The organism is Thainema salinarum CENA647 (genome assembly GCF_057732415.1).
This window is the reverse complement of the sequence record NZ_JBYJZJ010000022.1, coordinates 5,300,541-5,313,679: the sequence shown is the minus strand read 5'-3', so window position 1 is coordinate 5,313,679 and position 13,139 is coordinate 5,300,541. Positions and strand designations below refer to the sequence as shown.

The 13,139-nt window shown below is 49.8% G+C and carries 7 protein-coding genes; all 7 read right to left on the bottom strand.

The features are described 5' to 3' along the window. Positions 1-111: 111 nt before the first annotated feature. The 7 genes from AC286M_RS29980 to AC286M_RS29950 all read right to left on the bottom strand — a co-directional run bounded on the left by AC286M_RS29980 (position 112) and on the right by AC286M_RS29950 (position 12,439). Entirely contained in the window at positions 112-669 is a 558-nt protein-coding gene (locus tag AC286M_RS29980) for a VOC family protein (protein WP_488207872.1), read from the bottom strand. A gap of 450 nt (positions 670-1,119) precedes the next feature. Next, positions 1,120-1,782: an SRPBCC family protein gene (locus AC286M_RS29975; RefSeq protein WP_488207871.1), complete on the bottom strand. Its 663-nt coding sequence runs from the start codon at positions 1,780-1,782 to the stop codon at positions 1,120-1,122. 177 nt (positions 1,783-1,959) lie between these two features. Continuing rightward, entirely contained in the window at positions 1,960-2,796 is an 837-nt protein-coding gene (locus tag AC286M_RS29970) for a class I SAM-dependent methyltransferase (RefSeq protein ID WP_488207870.1), read from the bottom strand. Between the two features lie 192 nt (positions 2,797-2,988). Next, positions 2,989-5,094: a M3 family metallopeptidase gene (locus AC286M_RS29965; protein ID WP_488207869.1), complete on the bottom strand. Its 2,106-nt coding sequence runs from the start codon at positions 5,092-5,094 to the stop codon at positions 2,989-2,991. Positions 5,095-5,349: 255 nt separating this feature from the next. Next, the gene (locus AC286M_RS29960) at positions 5,350-6,891 is read right to left on the bottom strand and encodes a serine/threonine protein kinase (RefSeq protein ID WP_488207868.1); all 1,542 of its coding nucleotides are present in this window, start codon (positions 6,889-6,891) and stop codon (positions 5,350-5,352) included. 534 nt (positions 6,892-7,425) lie between these two features. Next, entirely contained in the window at positions 7,426-10,575 is a 3,150-nt protein-coding gene (infB, locus tag AC286M_RS29955; RefSeq protein ID WP_488207867.1) for a translation initiation factor IF-2, read from the bottom strand. 739 nt (positions 10,576-11,314) lie between these two features. Beyond that, positions 11,315-12,439, bottom strand: coding sequence for a ligand-binding sensor domain-containing protein (locus AC286M_RS29950; protein ID WP_488207866.1), 1,125 nt, complete (start codon positions 12,437-12,439; stop codon positions 11,315-11,317). Positions 12,440-13,139: the final 700 nt, after the last annotated feature.

The following is a 13,139-nucleotide window of genomic DNA, read 5'->3' as shown; positions in this document are numbered from 1 at the left end:
CAAGTGCAACTGCGATCGCACATCCTTCTAGGAGAAGATGAAGGTTTCAGCCTCTAGGAATAAAAAGAAAGATCAGTCTGCAACTTTAGCCGAGTAGAGCCGAACCGAACACTAGTTAGCCACTTCAGCGATCTCGATGACCCGACCCTGTAAGTCTTTGACCAAAAAGTTCATCGGCTTTTCGCGGCGTAGCTTGTGCTTAATTCCCCGAGTTTGTATCTTCATCAGCAGTAGTTCTAGGCAATCATGATCAAAGCAGACGTGGCGCTGGCGATTGCGGTGACCATAGCTCGCACCAGAAATTACGTGGAGCTGCGTATTGCGTTTGAGCTGATACCACAGCCCTTCAGTAGCTGCTGTCATGGTGTCAGCGGTATTAAACCCCGTTGATGCGTACAAGGGATCGATGCCGCTTGCTCCGATTGATTGCTCGTAGTTGTAGTAGTAGTGCAGAGGCACCTCTGCGGCAGGCAATCCAAGAACGCCTTCATAAAATTCTTGAGCAATATTTAAATCAGAGGCCATAACCGTATGGACTTTGGGGGCGCTGGTTAAAAACATCCACATTGCACCCGCATAAGCCACTAGCAGCAGCACCATAATGCCCTGCGTTGAGAACAAGCTGTCTAGAGGCAAATTAGGCCAAAACGCAATAATCGGAGAAAGCATAGGTATTACAACAGAGCAATCCACTGGAACCATAAACTGTGAGATTCAGGTATCAAAATTCAGGCGTCAAGATTGACACATCGTTTCGATATATTATATTTACTTAGTCTACCAAGACAAAATCAGCAGCGGCATTACGTAATGCCGTACAAGAAGAGGCCACGAAACGTGATGCCATCCATAAACTTGAAACAGTTTAAGAGACCGAATTAAAGGATGACATCCAATAGCAGCAAGGCTTACGCTTTGCTAAACCATCCTATAACCCAGCCAGAACGGCAGACGCTACACATTCAGTTTGCTGGATAAGATCCAAAATCGCACTCAAATTCAGCAGGATTTACCAAAAGATCATCCTGCATATCCTGGATGGCACTACGCTAGTAGGTCAGAACCTATATTCTTGAAAAGCCGCACAGAGTGCGGCTTTTCAAGAATATAGGTTCTTATTTAAGCTGAAATAGCCAACGTGCGCTGATAAATGGCAGACAGGTTAACGGCCATATCGTGACGCAGCCGTTTTTCGATCAGTCCGATTGGCATTGTCAGGCGTGGCAGCACCAAGAGTTCATAAATCAGGACAGTACCAACTTGCCCTTCAATCAAGGTTTCTGCCAATTTCCATGCCCCGTTGAAGCCCTTAAAGTCTCCTTCTAGCATCTCGAAGCCGATGCGTTGCGGAAATTGCTCCTGCATTTGCAGAACAACACGGGCACAAAACTTCAGGTTGAATAAACACTGTGAGCCAATTTGCTCAATCCGGATCTTGCCGTCCTCATCCGGGAGCCGTCGACTTTTTGCCAAGTTGGGGATGAAATCGGCTAAATGCTCATAGTCAGTTAAGACGCGCCATACAGTCTCAATCGCCTGCGGAATCGCGATTTCAGCCGTGATGCGGCGCTGCCGTCCCTGTAGTTTTTCAGAGGTGACGGTGACGGTTTCTAGAATGCTGGGATCAATGTCAGTGGGTGTTTCTTGAACTGCGATCGCAGCTTCCTCAGCCTCAACCTCGAATGCATCCGCCTCGATATCTGCTTCATCACAGAATCCGCCAGCGGCATTCATATCGGTCTGATTGGTTTGGCTCGGTCGCAGGTTATCAGCCACGGTCATAGGAGACACTTCACTGTTGATCTACTTAATATATTGCCCATTGAAACAGTAATTTACAAGCACATCGACGATGAAATTGCTGAAACTCAAGCCAAGGACAAGAAAACTCAAGAATCTGACTCCGTATAGATCAGGAGCGCAGGTTTACGTTTTGTATGAATCGTCTTTTACACCAAGCTACCTAGCCTTGCGACCGAACGCATAAAAGACAGTGGTGTCGTTCCAAATGCCCTTTTCTGTTTGCCGTGCTGTCAATGCTGCGTCAAATTCGGCCCTTGCTTGAGCCAGCTGAGCCTCTGAAAGCTGCGAGATGGGATTGGGATGTTGCCCAGGTGTCGGGAGTGAACCATTTCCTGGCCACATGCTTTTTGCGCTGTCTAAGCTGAGATAGTAGCCATCTGGCTCCATGCGAATATCAATATCCTGATAGCCTGCCTGTTCTAGCAAGGCATAGCATTTTTCAATCGTGCCAGTCCGCTGATTGAAGAGGAGCGATATGCCATAGCGCTCAAACACCTGCTGTGCGACTGTCCCAACCACAAAGCTGTTATTGGCAAAGGCATGAAAGCCGATCAGTCCGCCCGGTTTCAAAAACTGGTGCCACAGCCGGAGTGCCTCCACCAAATCCGACATCCAAATCAATGCCGCAGAACAGAAAATGCGATCGCAACTCTCCGCCGCAAACTCCAGCGTCTCAGCATCGGCCTGAATCAGCTCTACGTTAGTCAATCCCAATGCGGTAATTTTGCGCCGCGCCTGGGCCAGCATGCCGGTGGAGATATCCACGCCTGTGACGTGACCATTGGAACCAACGGCTTGGGCAGCTGCGATCGCAACCATGCCTGTGCCAGTAGCGAGATCGAGAACCCAATGTCCGGGCTGGAGTTGGGCGTAGTTGACGAGGCGATGGGCGATGCGGGGATGCCAGTCGCCAATGTCGTAGTTGGGGCTGCGGCGGCTGTAGAAGTCGGCGACTTGTTGTTTGTAGTCGTTGAGTGGTAGGGAATCGCGCACTATAGTTTGCCTGAATTGATCGCTCTGATCAGATGCCTGTTGTGATAAAACCCGTTGATTGGGGGCGCTTGCCCCCAAAACTCCTGCTGGGAGGCGGTTGCGTCCCCCAGCTCCCTCCCAAAAGGATAACTTGTTGGGTTTTAACTCATTAAGTAAAATGCACGGCGCAAGCCGTGCATTTTACTTTGATTCCTACACCGCAGGGGCTAAACCGCGATGACGCAGGAGGGCTTCGGTGCTGGGTTCGCGGCCCCGGAAGGATTGGAAGACATCCATCGGGTGCTGACTACCGCCGAGGGCCAGTACAGTATCTCGGAACCGCTGACCAACAGTGGCGATTTCGCTGTCATTCTCTAAGCCAACTTCCTCAAACGCCGAAAATGCATCAGCGCTGAGCACTTCCGCCCAGTAGTAGCTGTAGTAGCCAGCCGCATAACCACCCGCAAAAATGTGGCTGAAGGCGCAGAGGAAGGCATCCTCCGGCAGTGGCTTCATAACGGTGGTATTTTCAGCAATGCGATCGCGCACATCCCAAACCGTCTCATCTCCGCCAGGCTGGTAGTGGGCGTGGAGAGCAAGGTCGAGTAAACCGAAGTGAAGCTGGCGCAGGGTCGCACTACCGCTCATGTAGTTACGAGCTGCCACGAGCTTGTCGTAAATCTCATCGGGCAAAGTCTCGCCCGTTTCATAGTGCTTGGCCATACCGAGCAGCGTCGGTTTGTGGTAGCACCAATTCTCCATAAATTGACTCGGTAGTTCAACTGCATCCCACTCGACATTATTGATGCCTGCCGCACCGGGATAATCAATCACCGTCAGCATATGCTGCAAGCCGTGACCAAACTCGTGGAACAGGGTTTCCACTTCTCGGAACGTCATCAGACTGGGCTTATCGTCAACCGGAGGTGACTGGTTACAGGTCAGATAGGCCACGGGTAAGCGCACTGAGGATTCGCCAGCTCTCATTACCTTAGCTCGGTTCAAGCATTCGGCCATCCAGGCTCCGCCCCGCTTCTCTGCCGGACGGCTGTAGGGGTCAAGATAGAAATATGCGATCGCAGTTCCAGAATCGTCGGCAATCTGGAAATAACGTACATCTTCATGCCACACAGGAGCCTGACCATCGGCAGCCGTAATCGTGACGCCAAAGATACGCTGGGCCAGGTCAAATAGACCATTCAGAACTTGGGGCAGTGGGAAATAAGGCCGCAACTCTTCCTCATTTAGGCCATATTTTTCCTCGCGCTGCCGCTCCGACCAATAGGTTGTATCCCAGTGCATCAGGTTATCGGCTTCAGGTGCGCCCTTCGACTTGGCATATTCTTTCAGCTCCGTCAGATCCTGCTTGGCGGCATCGTAGCTCGCAACCCGCAACTCTTCCAGCAGTTGCTCAATCGCCTCCACGGAAGGAGCCATTTTCCGGGCCAAGCTCAGTTCCGCAAAGTTGTTAAAACCAAGGATTTTGGTCTTTTCAACCCGCAGTTCTAGAATCCGCTCAATTAGCGGCGAATTATCCAAATCACCCTCTGACGCACGCGAAATAAACGCCCGATACAGCTTCTCGCGCAGCTCCCGCCGCTTGCTGTGCTGCATGAAAGGCACATAGCTAGGATAGTCTAGCGTGATCCGCCAAGGGCCATTGTCCGGTGTCGCGTTCTCGTCACCTTCGGCCCGTGCCGCTTGGGCAGCCAGAGCTAAGAGGCTCGACGGCAGACCGTCCACGTCTTCCCGCTGAGTCAGCGTTAAATGAAAGGCTTTGGTCGCGTCTAAGACATTATTAGAAAACTTGGTCGATAGCTCCGCCAGTTCTTCCTGAATTTGGTTAAACCGCTCTTTTGTCTCGCCGTCCAGACCGACACCTGCCAGTTCGGCATCGCGAATTGCTGATTCCACAATCCGCTGTTGAGCCGATTCCAGCTGATCCCAATTTTGACCAGCTCGCAGCGCCTTAAATGCTTCGTAGATGGGCTTACTTTGGCCAAGACGATTGGAAAATTTCACCACGTCGGGCTGCATCGTTTCGTAAGCTTCTCGCAGTTCCGGGCTATTTTTCACGCCCATTAGGTGGCTAACTACGCCCCAGCTCCAGGTCAGCCGCTCTTCCATCGCGGTCAGGGGTTCAACTAAGCTTTCCCACGTTGGGACAACTTGGGCTTCTAGACGAGTCAGTTCCTCGTCTAATTCGCTGAGAATTTGCTTGATCCCTGGCCCGACGTGCTCAGCTTTAATCTGGTCAAACGGTGGCAAGCCAGCACCAATCAGGAGCGGATTATCTGGGCGAGTTACAGTTGCAGTCATATCAACTCAAATAGGGTGAACGTTTGTTGTACACAACAGTTGGTCGAGGCTGTCTCGACATGCAGTAGTTCTATCCTAATGAAATTTACCCAATCAGTTGGCAAGAATGCGGTACGGCAATCCAGACAAAAAAGAGAGAGCATAAGGTTTTGTTCAAACTCGATGAGTCACCGTACACAACCAACGGGCAGAAGAGGCAGTGTGCCGCGATGTGGTACACTGCCTCTTCTGGGTGTTAGAGCCAAATCGGTAATGTTAGGAATAACCGGAGATATCCGATGAGTCTTCCGCGTACATAGCTTCCAATCGCTGGATAATCTTAGGCTTTAGTTTTTCCAGTTCTTGCTTTAAGAGTTGCTTACTAAAGCTAGACTGCCTTGCCGTTGGCAAAACGTAAGCTTGATTGGCCCACTGCTGAAGTCGGATCTGCTGCTCTGGTGCAATGTTTGAGATTTTTACATCGGCACAGCGATTGGGTTCTTCTAGTGCAAAGAAGATAATTCGATATTTGCCCTGCTGTCCTAACAGACGGATCACCTCTTGTCCCTGTTTGGTTTTGAGATCAAGATAGCAGGGTAGCCAGCGGGCTTCGGCTTCACGGCGATGCAGTGCCGTAATCCACAGCGCCATCGGATGGGGGAACATCGTACACAGAAACTGGTTATATCGCGTACAGGTCAACCGCTCCAGAATATCTTGCTTGTGCAACATGACCCACAGTGTCGCTAAGGGGCCACGGCTGGTTTGCAAGATATGAGGAAAAACAATTTCGGCAATAGGTTTGTCTTTCGGCCAGGTGGTTAAGCGACAAATTTCGTCTGCCGATAAATCCGTTGTAACTTTAGGAATTTTCTGAACCGGCAATTTAGATAGGGCTGCGCCAATCTTATGGCTGATTTGTCGCCCTGTACCAAATCGCTGCTCTAAAGGTTCTAGCGATCGCAACACCTCCGTCATATCTTGCGGACGGTGGCACGTGTCCTTTTCCAAACAGCTCAAGATTAGCCCTTCCAGTGCTTTAGGCAGCTTCAGATCAGGCATAGCTTGTTCGAATGGGCGGGGCTGCTGATAGTGATGAGCTTTATACCAGCCACCAAAGGTATGCGTATCAGCACGAATGGGCATTTTCCCCGTTAGCATCTGATACATCATGATGCCGAGACTGTAAATATCGGAGCGCCCGTCTAGCTCTTGACCTTCCATTTGTTCTGGCGAGGCATAGGCCAACGTCCCCATAAAGCAGTTAGTTTGGTCACTGTCCGCCTGCATGAGTTTGGCAATGCCAAAATCTAGAATTTTGGCCAGTTCGCCAAAGCTGGGATCTTGAGTAATCAGGATGTTGCTGGGTTTGATATCGCGGTGAATGATCGGTACGAGTCTGCCGTCTTTTTTAATTCCTTGATGGGCACACTGAAGGCCCAGGCAAATTTGCCGAGCTAACCCCAAAAAGCGAGGAACGGGCAGGGGTTGATTGTTAATCAGCTCTCCCAGGTTTTCCCCTTTGAGATATTCCATGACGTAGTAGGGAATTTCTTCACTACTCACGCCGTAGTCGGTCACGCGAACGATGTGAATACTTTTTTGGCCTAACCCGGCACAGGCTAACGCTTCGTTATTGAAGCGATCGCGCATTTTTTCATTGAGGAGAGTTTGGGACAAAAACTTGATAGCCACGGGCACATCGCCGAGCAGAGTATCTTCTGCTCGGTACACATGTCCCATTGATCCTTGACCAATTGTTTCAACGATTCTATATCGGTTCGAAAGCACGTGACCGACGTTCGGGTCTACCATCATGGTTTAACTCTACTCAAGGCGGGGGAGACTGTTAATACACCCAAAATTTGCGATCGCATAAGCAGTATGGTCATTTTAGCTAGGACACACACGATCCTGATTTGAGTTTACCCAGTCAGCCAACCAAAATTAGGATAACTAGCCAGCAACAATATCGTTTTGGGGTGCTTCGGTCAGACATGAACCGAAATGTGGAGGTAGTGCTCTTACACATCAATTCATATATAGACCATATAGCCTAACAAGGCCTATCTTTATTCGCTGATCGATTCACTTAAAACAGGGCGATACTGATTTTTGTTTACACACGTTCAATTATGGCCTAAGCCTTCAACCTAGTCTTCTCATAAAGAAGCCATATCTTGATCGAGCAAGAATCACGCGCATCATAGTGCTAGTCAGTTGCGATAGACCTAGCTACAGCAACATAGCCCAAGCTGCATTAGCCATGCGTAACGCCCAAAAGATAAAGGTGGAGGAACACACTGCGTTCCTCCACCTTTATTTCAATCATCGTTTACACAGCACATTAGCTTATGCGGTTGCTAGGGTGCGTCGCTTTGTAACCAGCCGGAAGGTTTCAATGATGTCGCCTTCCTGCCAAGCGTTAAAGTTATCAATACCAATTCCGCATTCAAAACCAGAATTGACTTCTTTAACGTCGTCCTTAACCCGCTTCAACGAATCGAGGTTGCCCGTATAGACAACTTCATCGCCCCGCCGAACTCGGATACGGCAGTTTCGGACGGCTTTACCCGATTGAACATAGCAACCAGCTACAGCACCACGGCCTACTTGGAACACAGCCCGGACTTGTACTTGGCCCAGAGGCTCTTCGACCTCTTCCGGCTCAAGTAGACCTTCCATTGCGCCCTCAATATCCTCAAGGAGCTTGTAAATGATGCTGTAGTCACGGACATCAACCCCTGCTTCATCTGCAGCGCGGCGTGCACCTGAAGCTAGCGTCGTGTTGAAGCCAATAATCACCGCATTACTTGCAGCGGCTAGATCAACGTCAGTCTCAGAGATTTCGCCTGGGGCCGCCAGTAGCACTCGCACCTGTACCTCATTCTGAGGTAGTTGCTGCAGTGCTCCTAGGATTGCTTCAACCGAACCTTGAACATCAGCCTTCAGGATCAAGTTCAGCTCTTTCAGTTCGCCTTCTTGAGCTTGAGCAGATAGAGTGCTGAGGGTTACACGACGAGAAGCCATAGACTGCTGTAAGCGTGACTGGCGCTGCTGCTCTGCCCGATGTTCAGCAATGCTGCGTGCTTCTTTTTCGTCTTTATAGACCTCAAATTCATCACCCGCTGCTGGCACATCATTGAGGCCAAGTACTTCAACCGCAGAAGAAGGAGCCGCCACATCCACTCGATTTCCTCGGTCATCGACCATCGCCCGCACTTTACCAAATACAGAACCGGCGACAATTGAGTCTCCAATGCGCAGCGTACCGTTTTGGACTAAAAGCGTTGCAACGGGGCCACGAGCCTTATCAAGATTCGCTTCAATGATAGTGCCGCGAGCAGTCCGGTCTGGATTCGCATGCAAATCCTCAACCTCTGCTACTAGAGCTAACATCTCAAGCAGGTCATCTAGGTTTTCGCCCTTGATTGCGCTGACTGGAACCATGATGGCATCACCACCCCATTCCTCAGGCACAAGGCCATGTTCCATGAGCTCTTGCTTAACGCGATCAGGGTTCGCTTCCTCTTTATCAACCTTGTTGATAGCAACAACGATAGGAACCTCCGCTGCTTTAGCGTGGCTAATTGCCTCGATGGTCTGAGGCCGAACACCATCATCTGCTGCAACAACTAAAATTGCGATGTCAGTAACCCTTGCACCACGTGCCCGCATGGCAGTAAATGCTTCGTGACCCGGTGTATCAAGGAAGACAATCCGCTTTTGCTCGTCTCCTTCCCCAAGATCAACATGGTAAGCCCCGATGTGCTGGGTAATACCGCCAGCTTCACCTTGAGCAACCTTGGTCTTGCGGATTGAGTCGAGTAACGTTGTCTTACCGTGGTCAACGTGCCCCATGATGGTAACTACAGGTGGACGACGAACGAGGTTCTCTAGATCCTCCGCATCCAGCATTTCGGTTGTCTTCTTAGCTTCTGCTTCTGCCTCGGCGGTTTCAACCTCAATTTCAAACTCATTCGCCACCATCTTTGCGGTGGGAATATCGAGAGTTTGATTGATGTTCGCGGCAATGCCTTTGAAGAAGAGAGTCTTGATGATCTCGGTTTCCGGTACTAGCATGCGCTCTGCAAGCTCGTGTACCGTTAGCCCGCTCGAAAGTACAAGCGTCTCAGGACGCTGCTGCTTAGCTTCTTCACGTCTCTCTCGACGTTGACTGCGAGAACTTCCATCCCGCTGAGAGGATGTATTAGGCCGCTTTGTCTTCTGCGCCGTCATGGGAGTAGGCGTTTTCTGCGACTGAGCCGACTTTGGTTTGGGGGGACGAGCCAGTGAAATACTGACCTGCGAAGGTGCAGGACCACCAGACAAATTATGCTCGCTTTCTAGTTCTTCTAGCTCATCTTCATCCTCAATAATGGTTTGAGAACGGCGCTTAGCCTTAGAGGTATTTTTTGCGGCTTTACGATTAAAGTCTTGTTCCTCTTCGTCCTCTTCCCAAGCTTGCTTACGCTTGCCGCCAGCAGGTGGTTCTGGACGGCGTAAACGAGGCTTCTCAAGTAGCTCTTCTGCATCGGTAGCCACCATGACTGCTGCATCGTTATCAGCATCGGGTTCTCCCTCCTGAGCAGGCTTATTGTCTGCTTTAGGTGGTTTTGGTGGACGTTTCAGTTCAGGAATGGGTTTATCAGCCGCCTTAGCTGTAGTCGGTTTAGCAGACGGCTTATGCTGAACAACCTCGACCTTACCAGGTTTAGCATTTGGCTTCGCGACAGTATCCGACTTGCCTGAACCTGATGGCTTGGTAACTGGCTTACGCGGTAGCTCGACTGACTTGGCAGCAGGCGCAGCTTTCCGCTCCGCTGAGGGAGCAGTGGCTTCCGACGCAGCAGCAGTCGATACATCCGCTTCTGATGGTTCTGATGGCCGAGAAGGCGGTTTGATCAGCGAGGGTGCTGGTGCTGGTTTTTCGGCAACAACTTTTTCCGGCTCAGCATCTCGTTGGGGTACGGGCTGATCAGCCTGATCCGATTTAGGTGGCTCCACTTGTGGCTCAGCTGACTTGGCTTCCGTGGCAGGAGAATCGGTGGTGGTGGATGTATCTTGATCGGCACTTGCTGGACGGGGGGGAGCAGCCAGTTTAGGCTCTGATTTGGTAGCCGGACGCACAGCAGGTGCCTGAGGAGCAGATAGTTGTTGATCACCACCAGCACTAGCATCTTCAGCCTTTGCCGTAGGTGGCTTGGGTGGGCTGATTGGCCGTGTGCGGCGCACTTCCAAAATCTGCTGTTTCCGTACCGACGATTTATCGGCTCCCTTACTTTGCGTCTTCAATCCTTTACCTTTTGCTCCTTTGCTTGCTGTTTGGTTGGGGACGTAACTTTTAGCTGCAGCACGAATTTGAGCCGCTTCTTGCTCGCTAATGGTGCTGCTGTGGCTCTTAACTGAAATACTCAAGCGATCGCAGATCGCTAGTACGTCCTTATTATCTAAATCTAATTCACGGGAAAGTTCGTATATCCTGACTTTGCCGTTGTTCATCCACTTTCGCCTCTCGAATCCTACTGCTTAACACATAGTGTAAAAACCTGCTCAGTTGACGACACAATCAATGAGTCTGAACTCTCCTAGCTATTGCATATTTAGCTTTTACTATCTACCCCTCTTGTGAAGGTTTATCGATCTCGATAAACCTTCACAAGAGGCACAGTAAGTATACACAGCGGCTTTATATCAGCAGCTACTATATTTTAGCTGTATCTGTATATAAACCCCGTTTAGCAACAACTTTGAGCGGTTCAGCCTATTCAAGCTTACACTTCGACTTAATGCACGGAGCTAGATAGCGCAAATGTTGCTGGGATGGCAACTACCATCTGAGAACTCCGAATACACCATCAAACTAACCTCAATCACCACCTTCTCACATGAAAAGGGTTCAGATTAAGGTTAGCCAATAGTACCTCAAGCGTCTTCATCTGTTCGGAATTGGTTTCAAATAAATATTTGAAACCAACAGTGATTTGGAGCTGGCTGCAAAATCGACTAACGATTAATGACTTTGCTGAGGATACTTGGAGCGTGCTGTCCGTTGTTATCTTTATCCTACTTGGCTATTCCTGATTTGAGTTAGGTGGATAACCGTTATGGTCTAAAGCTTATGGAAAGCACTGAGTGTAACTATAGTTTGCATTTTCACTATCCTAACAAATTCCCTCGAATCCACATGCGACTTCAAACAGAATCTACAAGGAGGACTATCCCCATGAGTAGCCTTCTGTTAAAAGGCATCATGCGCTCTTGCCAATCCTGTTGAGAGGCTGACCCATGCTAAACCTTCACTCGTGCCAACCCACAATTTATTGCCGGTATCGGGTGAAAGCGACAAGATTTGGCTAGATGGCAGATTGGGCACCGAGCCTAGAATCGCGCCATTATAAGGATTAACGCGCCTTAATCCGTCATCTGTGCCAACCCAAAGACTATTAATGCGGTCAAAGCCTAAAGCCGTAATATTGACGTTCCGAAACTCGGTGAGCGATCGCAACAACTGACCATTGCGGGGATTAATCACCTGCACACCTTCGGGCGTACCGACCCAAAGTTGACCGTGGGGCCCAGGTGTAAGAGTTTGCACTGTTTCCCCCGGTAGGTTTTCCACTCGGCGAACCGGGTAAGCACTAGCTGTATCTATCTTGACCAGTCCGTTTAAGGTACCGACCCAGAGATAGCCATCGGCATCTAGCGTCAGCGTATTGGCACTGACACCTGGTAGATCTTGGAGAGTAGTCATGAGTAAGCCTTGATCAGGACTGATTAAGGCCAATCCTCGATCGGTGCCGACCCAAAGATAGCCCCGCCGATCAATCTGCAGCGACAAAACGCGATTAGACGGCAGACGAAAGCTCTGAGCCGTAATTTCATTACTCCGGGGATCAACACGAAACAGGCCATCATAGGTGCCAATCCAGATGCGTCCCACTCGATCCTGCACCATTGCGCCGACGGCTCGGTTGGGCAGTGCAACTCGGACTTTAACTCGTCCGGTATTAGGGTCAAGTCGGGCAATGCCCTGCCAAGATCCAACCCAGAGATCACCCTGATAATCCGCTTGCAGCGCCGGGATGCGGGCATCCGGCTGAAATGAAGGATTTTCTTGCCGTTCGGTGGGTAACGGTTCGGCTCGCGGTGGTGGTGCGGTCGGTGAGTTTTGCACTGCCTGAGTAGGTGACTGGGCTGTTGCGATCGCACTAACTGCAGGTACAGTCATTGACCCAATCACCATAGCTAAACCTGCTTTAGACAGTAGCTTGAGTATCGGTTTAAGCAAAAAAACCGATCGCCCTGTTCTGTCTGTCACGGGATAAGCTACTGGATGATTTAATGCCATGCCTTGTTGTGCCATATTCCACCTCACTCCTCACTTTGCCGCCAAAACCTTGTGCAAGCCCAAACTAAATCCCATAAATCCTTTAGTAGATTGCCCCGGATCATCCGCTCAATTTCATACTGATGCAGCTTAAAGTACATCGTGGCAAATCGAAATCATGACTGGGCTGAAATCTAAATGCCTCTTGGAACTCCTGGAACTCCTGGAATTTTTATAACCTCAAGTATTAATATTTATTGGTTATATAAGGTATAAGTTTGTGATATAGGGTTGCTGCCACTTTATGTAGATTTGCTACAATCATCTGCCACAATCAAGCAGAAAGTGAACTCAGGATCGTGGATTAAATAGCTCGTAAATCGTTCCAGCTATAGGGACGCTACGTCATCGCGATGTCCCGGCCCCAAAGATTTCACCTAATTAAATCCGTGTTCTTAAGAAACCATCAGAATAGATTTGAGCGCAGCTTGATTCGAACAAGAATTTAGGACATGAGATGGTGCCCATATCTTGATTCATGCTGAAGATTAGCCACTCCTAAATTTGGGCAGCCTGCATAACCGCTAGCAATTTTGAGTTGAGGTATCTAAGTAGCCTAGTTCACAGCATAGCGACTCACCGCTAGATGTGGGGTAGTTGATTGACCATACTTCATAGATTGGCTCAGGATTAGGGGTGAAGTGCGATCGCACTTCTCTGATCTACTTCCTCAGAT

Excerpts from the sequence above, each read along its gene's own strand:
- AC286M_RS29980 (WP_488207872.1), bottom strand. The coding sequence starts at position 669 with ATGCTTTCTCCGATTATTGCGTTTTGGCCTAATTTGCCTCTAGACAGC.
- AC286M_RS29975 (WP_488207871.1), bottom strand. The coding sequence starts at position 1,782 with ATGACCGTGGCTGATAACCTGCGACCGAGCCAAACCAATCAGACCGAT.
- AC286M_RS29965 (WP_488207869.1), bottom strand. The coding sequence starts at position 5,094 with ATGACTGCAACTGTAACTCGCCCAGATAATCCGCTCCTGATTGGTGCT.
- AC286M_RS29960 (WP_488207868.1), bottom strand. The coding sequence starts at position 6,891 with ATGATGGTAGACCCGAACGTCGGTCACGTGCTTTCGAACCGATATAGA.
- infB (WP_488207867.1), bottom strand. The coding sequence starts at position 10,575 with ATGAACAACGGCAAAGTCAGGATATACGAACTTTCCCGTGAATTAGAT.
- AC286M_RS29950 (WP_488207866.1), bottom strand. The coding sequence starts at position 12,439 with ATGGCACAACAAGGCATGGCATTAAATCATCCAGTAGCTTATCCCGTG.